This window comes from Roseibium sediminicola, assembly GCF_023156505.1.
In the GTDB taxonomy this organism is placed as follows: Bacteria; Pseudomonadota; Alphaproteobacteria; order Rhizobiales; family Stappiaceae; genus Roseibium; species Roseibium sediminicola.
Genome location: NZ_JALNMJ010000004.1, coordinates 38,357 through 50,630 on the forward strand (window position 1 = coordinate 38,357; position 12,274 = coordinate 50,630).

The following is a 12,274-nucleotide window of genomic DNA, read 5'->3' on the forward strand; positions in this document are numbered from 1 at the left end:
GGAAGACTCCCATCTGCAACCGGACCGTGTTATCTGCAGTTTCATGAGCAGTGAGATGTTTCGAAACGCAATTATTTTTTTCACACTCCTGATGGGGGTGTTTGTCGGATTTGTATTCGGTACTGCAACCGTTGATGCGAGTGCTGGAATTAGAAACTGGCTGAGTGCGACGAGCGGTTGGGCAGCCGCCGTCGCAGCGGTTGTGACCGTGTTCGTTTTGCTTCATCAAATTAGAAAAAGCGAAACCATCGCTCACCGGCGGTCGACTGAGGCCAACCAACTGTTTAAAGAGGAAACCATAGAAGTCCTGCATCGTTTCAATCGCATCTGGAAACACGCTGAGGATACAAAAACGTTTCTCGAAGCCGGCCAGTCTATTGAGAACTACGTCAAAGCGCTCAAGAGCGAGTTGAACCGGATCGATCGGCAACTTCGAAAAGAAGAATATGAGGAATATCTTCGACTGGCTCTTCCGATGGCCCATGCCAAAGGAACCAAAGTATTGCGCCTTATGCGTAGAGTGGCTTCGGAAAAAGAGATACCCACCTACAACGTCGACGGAGCAGAATTCACATACGTGCCAGATGACGAGGAGTGGCTTGAATTGCTTCTTATGGACTTTGCCCTCATGCGGCGCGCTCTCACGAGACTCTATCCAGATCTCTCCGAGATATTCGCGAACCGTGATCATTCTGCAGATCGGCTCTATCAACTGGGCAAGGCAAGCGCTGAAGCGATCGGTATCCGCCAGTTCCCGGACGACAAAAACAACCCTCTTTAAGCTCATTCCGCTGCCTCCATCAGCTGGCCGGCCGGAGCGGCGTCCGACATGATGGCGGTCACGCAGGCCTGAATCTTCCGGCGGGACACCGCGTTGCCGATCTGCTTGATCTGATCAGTCTTGGTGCCGGCGAATTTGTAGCCTTCCAGCCCCATGGCGGCGGCCAGCTCGTGCGGTTCGAGCATCCGGAACAGGATGTCGTATTCCGGGCCCGTCTCCACGAGCGCGAATTCCCCACCCTTGGCGGTTGTCATGGTTGGCAAGGGAGCTGTCCGGACATCGCGCGCCTGCGCGCCGCCATTGGAATTTGTCACGGGAACCGCCATGGCGAACCGCCCTTTCGACGTGACGGTCGGCAGCGAGTCATCGGCCGACTGGCACGTTTCGCCGGAGCCGGAGCTGTAATAGGGCGAGATCAGTGCATGGGATGCGCCGTTGCCGCCCGTTGTCTGGGTCGGGATCGGCTCTTCGGTGGAGCGCGGTGCCCCGCCCGATGCCTGAGAGAGGACGAATGGCTCAACGACCGCATGCCGCTCTTTCGCGGTTATCGTTGCAAGCGGGTCTTCAGGGCTGTGGCACCATTCCGTGTTGCCGTAGTAGGACATCACCATCGGCTCCGCCAGCCAGACACCGCCTTTTGTGTCGAGTGTCGGCAGCGGATCTGTCGATGCCGGCTTAGCTTGGTTGCCCTTTCTGCCGTTCATGATGACCGGCTCGGCTGTGAACAGGTGCGGCGCGTGTGCGGTTTGGGTCGGCAGAGGATCGAACGCACTGCCAGCGGTTGATTTGCCCTTCATGTTGACGACAACCGGGCTTGCAAGGCCGACATGCTGCCCGTTGGCGGCAAGGGTCGGGATTGGCTGATCGATGGGCGTGCCGGACGCGTTCTGCCGGAGCGTGATGATCAGCGGTTCGGTCGACTTGCCGCCGTTGGCGAAACCGACAGGAGACGCCAGGAACTCCCGGAGGTGCTGGATGTTCTTGCGCACCACGGCGCGCCGCTTTGCCCGGGCCTTTTTCTCCGGCTTCCGGTTACGAACGGAGAAGAACCACCGGATATGAAACCGGAGGGAATTCTCAATCTCGGCGAGCAGCAGGCGCAGGAACGGTTCCGGCCAGCCGAATTTGACGGCGCCTGCGTAGATCCGCAAAAGCGTTTTCGGTGCCAGCGGTTTCGAGCGCCCGAAAATCGATTTGCCTTTGAGGTTCCAGTCGATGATCTCCCATGCCGGCCGCCATGGCTTTTCGACCGCGAAGAGATCGTCCTTCAGCTCGGAAATCTTCCGGTTGGTCGGCATCGGCCAGATGACCTTTTTGCCATCGGACCGCGCCATCAGGATAAAGCGCTGACGGGACGTGGCATCGCCGAAGTCGGCCGCGTTCAGCTTGCGCCACTCAGGCTCAAAACCGAGACCCCGGATCGTCTGTATCCAGGCATGGAAATATTCACCCCGGCGGGATTTGACCGGCTTGCCGGTTTGGGCGTTGACCGGTCCCCAGCTGATAAATTCCCAGACATTCTCGATGATCATGCGCTTGACGCGCAGCTCGGTCAGCCAGGTGATGATGTGCCAGGGGTCGGACCGTTGCTGATCGCTGGTCGGCTTGCCACCGCGGGCAACACTGTGGTGCGTGCAGGTGGGCGATGCCATCAGCAGATCGAGATAGCCCTCCGGCACCAGCAGATGCGGGCGAACGGTTGCGATGTCCTGGACGAAATGCCGGGCGTTCGGGTGGTTGATCTGGTGGGTTTCGATGGCGGTTGGCCAGTGATTGACGCAGACCAGCTCCATCTCCAGCCCGAGCGCATCCAGCGCATGCCGGCATCCCGTCGAGGACCCGCCCGCACCGCACAGCAGATCCGCGACCAACATTTTCTTTTTCTTCAAGGGTTCGCCCTCAAGTGACCGCTGGAGAAGGTTCGCTTTTTGTTCCGAAACGCAGCCGGGATGTTGCCGGGGTCAGGAACGGGGCGCAGGCTCTTGCCGCAACAGGCGCACCATCTGGAAGTGCTGCGCTTGTCCTTGATCCAACGCTCGAAATCGCGGCCGGCGCCGGGAAACTCGTGGGCCAATGTGACTTGGCATCCGGCCTCCACCGCCGCCTTGACCAGCGGACTGCCCGCGGCCAGTCCCTCGACATGCTCGCGCACACGGCGCTCGGCCGTTTCGTCGGGCGTATAGCCGATGTAATGGCGGGCATGCTTGAAGGGCGGGTTAAAATGGAGGACGTAGACGGTCACGCCGCCGCCTCCTTGGCATCCTGGTCGTTCGCGCCGCCGGCAAATGTGAGCAATGCCGTGCGCACCAACGTGCCTTCATCAACCCGCATGGGCATAAGGACGGTCGTGGCTTTCGTTTCGTCCGGGCCAACTTTTGCCGGGCTGCCTGCATCAGGGGCGACAATCGAAATCCGTTCCGCCTGTCGATGAAGCTGGCACAGCTCGGACAGGTAAGACGAGTTGAAGCCGTAAAAGGCCTGAGCGCCCTGCCAGTGTTCAGCACTACCGCTTTCGATCCGCTCGGCGCATTCTTCGCCATCCATGCCATTCATTGTGACGACGAGAAGATCGCCATTCGCGCTTGCACTGATGCTTAAGCCTCTGTTGCGCTGGCCGGTCAACCTCCGCATCCGGTCAAGCGCCTTCTTCATTTCCAGCGGTGCGAAACTGATGCGCCGCGTGTCTTCCGGGTAGGCCGGCACCACGCGGGTCCAGTCCGGGAATGTCCCGTCGATCAACTTGGTGCGCAGGTAACTTCCGCCCGGAAAGCGGAACTCCATATTGCTGTCGCTGAAGAGAACTTCTTCCGGTTCGACCATGCCCAAAAGGGCGAGGACGGTGGCACGCGGCAGGATCAGGTTGATCTCACATTCATGCGCAAAGTCGTAGGCGATGAGCCGGTGACCGTCCGTCGCCACAAGCACAGACTTGCCATCCGGGTCTTTCGAAAAGCAAACACCGTTGAGGTGATAGCGGGTCTCTTCGGTCGAAATGAACCCGGTGCAAGCATCCAGCGCAGCGCGAAAACCGTCCGGCTTTGCCATTTCGGCCAGGTCACCATTGCCGGTCCAGGTCGGGAAATCCGTTGCCGGGAACGACGGCAACTTATACCGTCCGCCCCGGAAAAAGAGATGAACACCGTAGTCATCGCCTTTCGACTGAATGCGCAGGTCCAGGTCTGCCGGGAGACTTTTGACCAGCTCATGCAGCTGTCGGAACGGAATGACGGCTGCCCCGTCGAAACGCTTCGCGGCGAACCTGACCGAGATCTCCATATCGAGGCAGGTTCCGCGCACGGCTCCGTCCTGCAAAAGAACCGCGCACAGGATCGGAATGGTAGACCTGCGCGGCACCGCCGCCTGAACCGTGTCCAGCGCCAGGCGCAAATCACCGGCTGTTGTTTCAATCAGCATGCTTGTACTCCCTTTGTTCCTACAAAGTCTTCGAGATCGCATTGCTGAAAGGTCGAGCGTCTGTTGCCGCGCCGGAAACCGGAGAGGTCAATCTGATGCTCTGAAAGCGCGCGCTCGACGCGCCTGGTGGCGGTCTCGAAATGAGCCGGGTCGATCTCGACGCCGACAAACGGATTGCCCGTGCGCAGACACGCCAGGGCCGTCGTGCCCGACCCCATGAACATGTCGATGACGGACTCGCCCGGCAGGGCGGAATTGCGGATGTAGCTCTCGACCAGCGGCACGGGCTTTTCGGTCGGGTGGTTGGTTTCGTCCCGATGCGGGTACGTCACCAGTTGCTTGTCACCGCAATTGGCGATGCGGCGCGCCCGGCCGCGATAAAAGTAGAGAACGAACTCGCAGTTCTTCATGTACCAGCCGTTGGCGGTGGCGGTTTTCTTGTCCCAAACCAGAAGATTGTGAAACTTCAGTCCGGCGGCGAAGGCTTCACGCTGCGCCTCGTATTGGTTCTTGTCGTTGGTGAAGGCATAGACATCGGCATCGGGCTCAAGACAGCTGGCGGCCAGCTGCATGATCTCCTTCCAGGTGATGTCCGTTTCCATCAGCATGCCGGAATTGTCGTAACCAGCCATCCAACCGCCAGACATAACCTTGTGCTTTGCCGAGGATCGCGCCGAACCACCGGAGGTCAGCAGATATGGGGCGTCATAACAGGCCACACGGAATTTCCGGTTCAACGCCGGCACGATCTCACGCGCGTCACCCAGAAAAAGCTGGATCTGTCCGTCGAGGAAGGAGGCGGTCGGCATCACAGCAGCTGCTCCTGCAAATAATAGGGAAACAGATACGGGAAGGTCTGGACGGCCTTGATGTCGCCAAGCTCCTCAAGGGCGACTGTGCGCGCCAGGATCTTGCCTTCGCTCTCCCCCGGCTCAAAAACATCCGTAGGAGGTCCATCCGGATAAGCTGCCCAAAAAGCCGCAACAGCCGGGTCATGATCTTCAAGCGGCGAAAGGACTTGATGCTTCATTCCGAGTCTCCTTCGGTGCGGCCAAGCTCTGTCAGCGCGAAGGTCTTGCCCTCGCGCGTCAAAAGTCCTGCGGTCACGAGAAAATCGAGGGCATTGCGGACTGAGCCCGGACCCACGCCGAGATCCATGGCCGCGCCGTCGATAAAGATCTTGTCCGGCCCGTCAGCGAGATCACGGCGCGCCTGGCGCAGAAGCCCCTTTTCGACGGAATTGAGCGGCGGCACCGTATTGACCGGCCAGACATAGCGGATGGTGCCGTTTGGCCCACGGCGGATATTGAGCCGCCACGCCGCCCAGGCGATCTCCACCATCTCGACAGCCTCAGACCATGCCAGGCGGTGATGCTCGGCGATGTGCCGAACCTCAACGCCGTCCGGATGTTTCTTTGAAAGGAACGCCATCGCGGTCGGTTCGAGGATTTGGTCCAGCTTGCGGGAGAAGTCTTCAAGCCCGCTCACGAGATCGGGGAGAATGCGCGGTGCCGAGGTCATGACATCGCCTCGCCGTTTGGCGAAATGTCAGCGCAAAGCCTCAGAATGCTCTCCCGGGTCTCAGCGCAGATCGAATACCCCTCCCCATGATGGGTCAAAATTTCGATCCCCATCGGGCTCAGCGCTCGGCGCAAGCTGCGGATGTAAACTCTCAGGATGTTCAGGTCAGGCTCATTACCGCCACGTTCGTGGTAGAGCACGGCCATGGCCGACTCCCTGGTCACCAACGGGCGCTTGATCAGGTGGCGCAGAATGCGTTTCTCGTTTGGCGACAACCGCCATGTTCCGGGAAAATGGACGTCCTGATCCATGAGCTGCGCTTCCAGATATGCAACCTGGTCGCGTAGCGCTTCGATGGTCGCATCCTTATCGATCGAGGCTGCTTGCTCGGGCTCGCTGTAGCTCATCTCCCTCACCTCACGCCCTGGAGAGATCGCGGCAGCGGCGGGAGAGCCAGAACCAGATTTCCGACCAGCCCATGCCGGCATAAACACCCGCATGGGCGATCCCCCGGCAGACCCATGCGAGGGTGCCGAAAATATAATAGAACGCGACATTGGCGACGCGTGTACCCAGTTTGTTCTTCCCCACCATTGCGGCCTCCTGGAATTCGGTCAGCGCGGCAGCTGCGCTTTCAAAGCTTTGATCTGGTCGCGAAGCCTCGCTTCGGCTTCGTTCTGAGCGGCCTCGGACAGCCACGCGGGCGGCTCCGGCAAGAGCACAGCCAGGAACTCCGGGCCGTAGACGAGCACGCCGCGAAGAAGTACGGCAGAGCGCGGCGCCGATGGATTGGAGCCGAGCCAGCCCTCCGCCGTCCGGAGCGACACATTCAGGTCGCCCGCCACGTTGGCGGCAGTCGCTGTCGGGTGTTTGTAACGGAAGAAAGCGGCAAGCCGGTCCATGTTGACCCCCAACTCCCGCGAACGGTTCCGCAGAATTTGCGTGTCGTTTCCGCAGGAAACGGTCATTGGCCTTCTCCTATAGTTTTCTGGTTGGATGAACTGGACGGAGCAGTGGAATTGGAAACAACGAAATCCTTCAGTGCCTTGCGCAGCGCCCCGGTTCCCTTGCTTGAGCCGATCTCGAACCGGGAGATCGAGGACTGCGCAACGCCCAAACTGTCCGCCAGCCATTGTTGGGAAATGCTCTTTTGATTCCTCACACGGACGAGATCGCGTCTAAGTTGTTCAATTTTGTCCAAAACGAACAATCTCCATCAACAAATTTTCTCCATTTAATGCGCATCGCATAAAAACGTCAATACCAAGAGGGAAAAGAAAATGAGCATAATCCAGGGCGTCAGTATTTCTTGCGAGACGACGCCCACGCGCATGGAAAAGAACGAACGCCTCAAAAAAGCCCGTATAGATGCGGGTTACTCGACCGCTTCTGATGCGGCTCGCGCCCTCGATGTGAAGATTGCAACCTACTCACATCACGAGAGCGGCGACCGGGATTTCAAGGATGATGCCGGCCGGCGCTATGCACGGCGGTTTGGCGTTGATTTCGTCTGGCTTATGCACGGCGAACAACTCAAACAGGCAGCCCGACCCAAGGCGAACTCTAGGTTTCACGAAGGTATCACGCCCGACTCGGATAAAATCGACTGGGACGCTTTTTACGCTGCGGACGAACGCGCACAGAAGATGCAGTTTCGGATGACGGGCGGGGGCATGGTGGACCAGGATACCTACGATGAACTGGTTCTCCACTATTACAGACAGGAACTGGCGGCAAAGTCCTCCAAGTCGGAATAAGTGAGAGGGCTCATACCCTATGCATTTCGTAACTCTTATGGGGAGACGCGAAGGCGCAATCCCTGTGCGAGAGGCATTCGATACGTTTCTTCAGGACATCGAACGGCTCGACATTGAAGTTGAGATTTATTCCAAAATTCGAGAAATAGTCGGTGATACACCGCTCGACAGACTGAGCGAACAACAGATGCGTTTAATACTGAAAGAATGCCGGAAGAACATTACGCTCGCGAACAGAAGATTTAGCGCCACCGATGAAAGAACGATCCATTAAGTCACTGGGAACCTACCTTCCAAACGTGGAGCGCGGCCACAGCGGCACAGCCGCGCGGCATCTACTGGAACACTGGAAGGAGAACCAGGGCGTCGAGGATCGTTCCCTGATGGATTTCTCTTCGGTCCTGGTCTGGTTTGATGGCGACATCGGCGACGAAGCGGCTCCGCCCATCCTCAACGTCGGCAGGGACACGCTTACCGCTCACATTCTTTCAGCCTGCTCGTGTACGCGCGGTGACGCGGACGACATGATCGGCACGGATTATCGCCGGTTTGCCGGACAGGCCTACCGGGAAGCGATCGAAACGGGATCGCCGCACTTTTCCTACGTCAGCGCCGTTTACGAGACGATCACCGGAGACGTCTTCGACCTGCAGTATGAGCGGCTTATTCTTCCCTATCGCACGAGACGGACAGCACGGCGGCATCTCCTGCTTTTAACAATCCCCTTGGAGTGCCAGCTGATAGATCGTAAACGAGATCATGAAGCGCCGAAGCCTTATTGCCCGCCAGCCATAGTTCTGAAACCGAAGATTTGGCATCCCGCTCAGCCGGTGGTCGGTCCCAGTTTATCGCGTTTTCAATAAGCGTCTGAAAGCCGCAACTGCTGGCGAAACCTCCCTTGATCTCCCTCGGTCGCATCCAGACATAGAGCGCATTGACGGGCGAGAACCGCCGGAAGGCCCGAAGCTGGACAAGCTTGGCAAGATCTGAGCCGATGCCCGTCTTTCGCCAGTCCGGATGCACCCACATTTCCCCCAGGTAAATCACCCTGCCGGTTGCTTCCTGAACGAAGGACGGTTGACGCTCGCGCAATGAAACTGGCGCGCCATACGCGTCTCGGTACACGATCGGCAGGATCAACTTCCAATAATCAGCCAGGGTCGACTCGCCCAGGTCATCGAGCCGGGCCGCCACGGTCGCGACCACCTCACCTTCGGGTGCGACGAGCATCATCCAGAAGCCCCGCGGAGGCGTGATCGCCTGGAACTTAACGGAAAAGTGCTCCGTCAGCTCCCGGTCGTAGGCGCAGGCAAAAAGTTCGAAAGACCGAAAGTCACTGCCGACCTGGAGCGACAGACCGGAGGCCGAAAAACGGCTGATGAGGTGCGCCTCAGCGTCCACGCAGGCCTGATCCAGTTCAATGGGCAGCATTCAGAATCTCTCTCAATCTCGATAGCCAGCTTATAGTATCCTGAGGATAACTCCCCCGGAGACTTATGAATTTTCCCGATACGAACAATTGGCAAAAGCCATGTTGACAAATTTTATGCGTTACGCATAATCTCGTTCAACTCGAACAAACAAGCACAACCCCTGTTAGGTGGTGTTCATGATGCTAGCCGACGCGCAACCCCTTAGCCAATTAGCGTTCGTTATGGCGCAACTTCTCTGCCCGTTTGTTGCGTTATGTTTGCTCGCGTGCTCGCTGCGGATGCAGCGTTGCCAGACCCTCCCTCTCCAATTCGGCAATTGGCTCTCCTGCCCCGACGCGGCGTCCTCCCCCGCAGATCGCCAGGGCAGCTCCGGCCGGAGCGTTGGCAGCCCCGCTCCGGCCGGCCTCATCTCCGGAACAAACCGGGCGAAAGACCCGGCACACGCGCCCCATCGCGCATCGGAAACCGTTTCCTCCAGCAGAAAGGACAGTCCAGTGAAATAGCCCAACCAAGGGGCGGCGCACGGAACCCCTACGTACAAATCAAGGATGACAGCGCCGCCCCGCCAAACAGATTTTGACCAATCTGTTTTGCAGGGCTTTTCCCGAACTGGAGCGTTTCATGGGCCTCAAGGAACCGGACAAGGATCTCTGTGAAGTCCTCGATCGTCTGGAAGGCCAGATCGATTTGTTCAGTGGGGACACAGGCCCTGACGGCGCGGAATTCCGTTCCGAACTCAATCAGACCGTCACCGTGTTTCGGCGTCTCGCGCGTCAGGCCGGCTACGACCTCAACCTTAGGAAGGAAGAATCATGAGCGATCCGGGCGGCGTTGCTGCTGACCAGTTGCGTGCCTTTGTCGAGCGCATCGAGCGCCTCGAAGAGGAAAAGAAGGTCATCGCCGATGACATCAAGGACGTCTACGCCGAGGCCAAGGGCAACGGCTATGACGTCAAGATCCTGCGCACGGTCGTTTCCCTGCGCAAGAAGCAGCCGCACGAACGCGAAGAGGAAGAGGCTGTTCTCGATCTCTACATGCATGCGCTCGGCATGCTTGTCCCGGACAGAGATCCGGGAGCCGGACCCGCGGCACTGGAGGACGCCGGCTGATGGCCCTGGTCTCCGAGGCAGTAAAGGCGGACGCCAGGAGGCTTGCCCCGCCGGCCGCGCACCGGGCGGAGCGCTTTCTGTTCGAAACCGCCGATCTGATCGCGGAGATCGGCCAGCGCGAAACGGATCTCCAGGCGCTTCTGGAGATCCGCCCCCACGACAAACCGGAAATCCTGCGGCTGGTCGACAGCCTCAAGAAAAAAGCCATGACCCTCCACGGCAAAGCCGTTCAGGCCAGCCAGGACATAAAGGACGGACAATGACCCAGCTCGTCACACCGAAAGACGCCATGCCGATGACCGCGCCGATGCAGATGGCATCCGGCCGCGTGGTCGATCTTGCCAATCTTCGGGCAACGGACATTCACTGGCCCGACCTGGTCGAAAGCCTGGTCAAGCTGCCCCGCTTCAACGGCGCGACACCGCATGTCACCTACACCACGGCGCAACATTGCTGCCTGATGTACGACCGGGCCGAGGACAAGTACAAGCCGCAAGCGCTCCTGTCGGATTTCCATGCGGCGTTTTTCGGCGAGATCTCCCGCTCCTTCATCTTCATGGCCGCCGACCTTTCGCCAAGCGCTGCCGATTTCATCGAGGCCTTCAGGCTAGCCCGGGATGAAGTGACCGCCGCGATCTATGCCGCCGCCGGTATTCGCGAAGAGGACGACACTGACGCCTTTCAGGATCGCATCGCCTACCTCCGGCGGCTCGACAAGATGCTGACAGCCTCCGAACAGCGCGACCTGATGGCGCCGTGCGCCCTTCCCGGCCACTGGCAGCTGCCAGCACCCTTCGCCGTTCCGGTCAAGGCATGGGGCGAGGACAAGTCCCGGGCCGAACTGGAGCTGCGGCTTTCCTTCATCGGCATTCGTTTCAGGGGCTGATATGCAACCCCTCCCCCAATCCGTTCAAACCAAGCTGGACGACCTGTTCGTAGAGCGGCCGCTGGTCAGCCATGCGGCGGCGGCCAGGTTTATCGGTGTGCATGTCCGAACGTTGACACGATGGGGCGATGAGGGCCAAATTTTCTACAGACTGCGCGGAACGCGGCGCGCCTATGCCAAAGAAGATATTGCCGCGGCCATGACAGGGGACGCGACATGTCAGTTTTCAGAGCGCGCAAGAGGGACAAGACCACAGGCGAATGGGGCTTCACGTCGCCCTATTACCACTACGACTTCGTCCTCACGATCGACGGGCACCGTCGTCGATTTCATGGATCAACTGGCGAAACGACAAAAAGCCGCGCGCAAAAATTCGAAGACAAGGAAAAACGGCGCGTAAGGGACGAAGGCCCAAACGATAACATGACCCTCGGCGAAGCGTGCCTGCGCTATCACGAGGAGGTCATCGAGGGCACCAGCAACGAGATCAACGAGCTGGCCGCCATGAAGCATTGCTGCCGCCTGATCGGCAGCGACCGCCGACTGACCAGCCTGACCACCGACGACATCGCGATCGCCGTCAGGAAGCGCGCCGGCGAGACCAAGGGCAAGAAAAACCCGACCTTGATCGCGCCGGCCACCGTCAACCGCCAGATCATCGAGATCATGCGCAAGGTTCTGAAGCGCGCCAAACGTGTCTGGCATGTTCGCCTCGACCTCGACGCCTATGATTGGGCCGGCATGCGGCTCAAGGAACCGAAAGAGCGTGTGCGCGAATTCGTCGGCGACGAGGCCGACCGGTTCTGGGACATGATGCGCGCGGACTATGCCCCGTTCGTCTGGTTCCTGCTCTCCCGTGGCCTGCGCGTCAACGCAGTCACCGGCATGTCGAAGGACCGCCTGGACGAGCCGCGCAACAGGATCCAGATCTGGATCAAGGGCGAAGGCTGGGTCTGGGTGCCGGTCACCAAGGAACAGATGGCCGTCATCGTCCAGGAGGCCAAGAAGGCGCCGGGCAAAGCGGTCTGGAGCTACGAGATGCAGCGCCACCCGCACCGGGGCAAACGCCGGCCGATCACCTATAACGGCTTCAGGCGCACCATCCAGACGGCGCTCAAAGCTGCCGGCATCACCGACTTCCGCATCCACGACCTGCGCCACGATTTCGCGTCAAAGCTCTTGCGCAAGACCCGCGACCTGGCGCTGGTCCAGAAGGCGCTCAAGCATGCGGATATTTCTTCGACGGTGCGATATGCGCATGTGTTGGATGAGGATGTGCGGGAGGGGTTGGAAGCGCTGGAAAACATCCGTCCGTTGACGGGAAACAAATCGAAAAACTTCCGACGAAACTAAAAACTGACAAACCCTCAAAG

At 59.2% G+C, this 12,274-nt stretch carries 18 protein-coding genes; 7 read left to right on the forward strand and 11 right to left on the reverse strand.

The window, feature by feature from the left end; all coding sequences use genetic code 11:
• Positions 1-43: 43 nt before the first annotated feature.
• On the forward strand, positions 44-781 hold the full coding sequence (locus M0H32_RS07410; RefSeq protein ID WP_248152741.1) for a hypothetical protein: 738 nt from the start codon (positions 44-46) through the stop codon (positions 779-781).
• 2 nt (positions 782-783) lie between these two features.
• Here M0H32_RS07410 and M0H32_RS07415 read toward each other — a convergent pair whose 3' ends face one another.
• The 10 genes from M0H32_RS07415 to M0H32_RS07460 are packed head-to-tail and all read right to left on the reverse strand — an operon-like array spanning position 784 to position 6,917.
• Positions 784-2,655 (reverse strand): DNA cytosine methyltransferase, encoded by a 1,872-nt coding sequence (locus M0H32_RS07415; protein ID WP_248152742.1) that lies wholly within the window; start codon positions 2,653-2,655, stop codon positions 784-786.
• 11 nt (positions 2,656-2,666) lie between these two features.
• Positions 2,667-3,023 carry a GIY-YIG nuclease family protein gene (locus M0H32_RS07420; RefSeq protein WP_248152743.1) on the reverse strand — a complete coding sequence of 119 codons (357 nt, stop codon included), beginning with the start codon at positions 3,021-3,023 and terminating at the stop codon, positions 2,667-2,669.
• Positions 3,020-4,195, reverse strand: a complete 1,176-nt coding sequence (locus M0H32_RS07425; RefSeq protein ID WP_248152744.1) for a DNA polymerase III subunit beta — start codon at positions 4,193-4,195, stop codon at positions 3,020-3,022. Before M0H32_RS07425 ends, M0H32_RS07420 begins: the two co-directional genes overlap by 4 nt.
• Positions 4,189-5,004 (reverse strand): DNA-methyltransferase, encoded by an 816-nt coding sequence (locus M0H32_RS07430; RefSeq protein ID WP_248152745.1) that lies wholly within the window; start codon positions 5,002-5,004, stop codon positions 4,189-4,191. The genes M0H32_RS07425 and M0H32_RS07430 overlap by 7 nt, the downstream gene beginning before the upstream one ends.
• A complete protein-coding gene (locus tag M0H32_RS07435) occupies positions 5,004-5,225 on the reverse strand; it encodes a hypothetical protein (protein ID WP_248152746.1) in 222 nt (73 codons plus the stop codon). Before M0H32_RS07435 ends, M0H32_RS07430 begins: the two co-directional genes overlap by 1 nt.
• On the reverse strand, positions 5,222-5,716 hold the full coding sequence (locus tag M0H32_RS07440) for a hypothetical protein (RefSeq protein WP_248152747.1): 495 nt from the start codon (positions 5,714-5,716) through the stop codon (positions 5,222-5,224). Before M0H32_RS07440 ends, M0H32_RS07435 begins: the two co-directional genes overlap by 4 nt.
• Positions 5,713-6,123 carry a helix-turn-helix domain-containing protein gene (locus tag M0H32_RS07445; RefSeq protein WP_248152748.1) on the reverse strand — a complete coding sequence of 137 codons (411 nt, stop codon included), beginning with the start codon at positions 6,121-6,123 and terminating at the stop codon, positions 5,713-5,715. Before M0H32_RS07445 ends, M0H32_RS07440 begins: the two co-directional genes overlap by 4 nt.
• A 10-nt stretch (positions 6,124-6,133) precedes the next feature.
• Positions 6,134-6,310 (reverse strand): hypothetical protein, encoded by a 177-nt coding sequence (locus M0H32_RS07450; protein ID WP_248152749.1) that lies wholly within the window; start codon positions 6,308-6,310, stop codon positions 6,134-6,136.
• Between the two features lie 20 nt (positions 6,311-6,330).
• Positions 6,331-6,684, reverse strand: a complete 354-nt coding sequence (locus M0H32_RS07455; RefSeq protein ID WP_248152750.1) for a hypothetical protein — start codon at positions 6,682-6,684, stop codon at positions 6,331-6,333.
• A complete protein-coding gene (locus M0H32_RS07460; RefSeq protein WP_248152752.1) occupies positions 6,681-6,917 on the reverse strand; it encodes a helix-turn-helix domain-containing protein in 237 nt (78 codons plus the stop codon). The genes M0H32_RS07455 and M0H32_RS07460 overlap by 4 nt, the downstream gene beginning before the upstream one ends.
• 79 nt (positions 6,918-6,996) lie before the next feature.
• Here M0H32_RS07460 and M0H32_RS07465 point away from each other — a divergent pair, with 79 nt between their 5' ends.
• Positions 6,997-7,473 (forward strand): helix-turn-helix domain-containing protein, encoded by a 477-nt coding sequence (locus M0H32_RS07465; protein WP_248152753.1) that lies wholly within the window; start codon positions 6,997-6,999, stop codon positions 7,471-7,473.
• A gap of 663 nt (positions 7,474-8,136) precedes the next feature.
• Here M0H32_RS07465 and M0H32_RS07470 read toward each other — a convergent pair.
• Positions 8,137-8,904, reverse strand: a complete 768-nt coding sequence (locus tag M0H32_RS07470; protein WP_248152755.1) for a GNAT family N-acetyltransferase — start codon at positions 8,902-8,904, stop codon at positions 8,137-8,139.
• Between the two features lie 623 nt (positions 8,905-9,527).
• Here M0H32_RS07470 and M0H32_RS07475 point away from each other — a divergent pair.
• The 5 genes from M0H32_RS07475 to M0H32_RS07495 all read left to right on the forward strand — a co-directional run bounded on the left by M0H32_RS07475 (position 9,528) and on the right by M0H32_RS07495 (position 12,254).
• Positions 9,528-9,722: a hypothetical protein gene (locus M0H32_RS07475; protein WP_248152758.1), complete on the forward strand. Its 195-nt coding sequence runs from the start codon at positions 9,528-9,530 to the stop codon at positions 9,720-9,722.
• Complete coding sequence (locus tag M0H32_RS07480) at positions 9,719-10,015, forward strand: DUF2312 domain-containing protein (RefSeq protein ID WP_248152760.1); 297 nt, start codon at positions 9,719-9,721, stop codon at positions 10,013-10,015. Before M0H32_RS07475 ends, M0H32_RS07480 begins: the two co-directional genes overlap by 4 nt.
• On the forward strand, positions 10,015-10,278 hold the full coding sequence (locus M0H32_RS07485; protein ID WP_248152762.1) for a hypothetical protein: 264 nt from the start codon (positions 10,015-10,017) through the stop codon (positions 10,276-10,278). Before M0H32_RS07480 ends, M0H32_RS07485 begins: the two co-directional genes overlap by 1 nt.
• On the forward strand, positions 10,275-10,901 hold the full coding sequence (locus M0H32_RS07490) for a hypothetical protein (RefSeq protein WP_248152764.1): 627 nt from the start codon (positions 10,275-10,277) through the stop codon (positions 10,899-10,901). Before M0H32_RS07485 ends, M0H32_RS07490 begins: the two co-directional genes overlap by 4 nt.
• A gap of 216 nt (positions 10,902-11,117) precedes the next feature.
• Positions 11,118-12,254 (forward strand): tyrosine-type recombinase/integrase, encoded by a 1,137-nt coding sequence (locus M0H32_RS07495; RefSeq protein ID WP_248152766.1) that lies wholly within the window; start codon positions 11,118-11,120, stop codon positions 12,252-12,254.
• Positions 12,255-12,274: the final 20 nt, after the last annotated feature.

Bases quoted from the DNA above. Each gene is read 5' to 3' on its own strand.
- M0H32_RS07410 (WP_248152741.1), top strand. From the start codon at position 44: ATGAGCAGTGAGATGTTTCGAAACGCAATTATTTTTTTCACACTCCTG.
- M0H32_RS07415 (WP_248152742.1), bottom strand. From the start codon at position 2,655: ATGTTGGTCGCGGATCTGCTGTGCGGTGCGGGCGGGTCCTCGACGGGA.
- M0H32_RS07425 (WP_248152744.1), bottom strand. From the start codon at position 4,195: ATGCTGATTGAAACAACAGCCGGTGATTTGCGCCTGGCGCTGGACACG.
- M0H32_RS07430 (WP_248152745.1), bottom strand. From the start codon at position 5,004: ATGCCGACCGCCTCCTTCCTCGACGGACAGATCCAGCTTTTTCTGGGT.
- M0H32_RS07435 (WP_248152746.1), bottom strand. From the start codon at position 5,225: ATGAAGCATCAAGTCCTTTCGCCGCTTGAAGATCATGACCCGGCTGTT.
- M0H32_RS07440 (WP_248152747.1), bottom strand. From the start codon at position 5,716: ATGACCTCGGCACCGCGCATTCTCCCCGATCTCGTGAGCGGGCTTGAA.
- M0H32_RS07445 (WP_248152748.1), bottom strand. From the start codon at position 6,123: ATGAGCTACAGCGAGCCCGAGCAAGCAGCCTCGATCGATAAGGATGCG.
- M0H32_RS07450 (WP_248152749.1), bottom strand. From the start codon at position 6,310: ATGGTGGGGAAGAACAAACTGGGTACACGCGTCGCCAATGTCGCGTTC.
- M0H32_RS07455 (WP_248152750.1), bottom strand. From the start codon at position 6,684: ATGACCGTTTCCTGCGGAAACGACACGCAAATTCTGCGGAACCGTTCG.
- M0H32_RS07465 (WP_248152753.1), top strand. From the start codon at position 6,997: ATGAGCATAATCCAGGGCGTCAGTATTTCTTGCGAGACGACGCCCACG.
- M0H32_RS07470 (WP_248152755.1), bottom strand. From the start codon at position 8,904: ATGCTGCCCATTGAACTGGATCAGGCCTGCGTGGACGCTGAGGCGCAC.
- M0H32_RS07475 (WP_248152758.1), top strand. From the start codon at position 9,528: ATGGGCCTCAAGGAACCGGACAAGGATCTCTGTGAAGTCCTCGATCGT.
- M0H32_RS07480 (WP_248152760.1), top strand. From the start codon at position 9,719: ATGAGCGATCCGGGCGGCGTTGCTGCTGACCAGTTGCGTGCCTTTGTC.
- M0H32_RS07485 (WP_248152762.1), top strand. From the start codon at position 10,015: ATGGCCCTGGTCTCCGAGGCAGTAAAGGCGGACGCCAGGAGGCTTGCC.
- M0H32_RS07490 (WP_248152764.1), top strand. From the start codon at position 10,275: ATGACCCAGCTCGTCACACCGAAAGACGCCATGCCGATGACCGCGCCG.
- M0H32_RS07495 (WP_248152766.1), top strand. From the start codon at position 11,118: ATGTCAGTTTTCAGAGCGCGCAAGAGGGACAAGACCACAGGCGAATGG.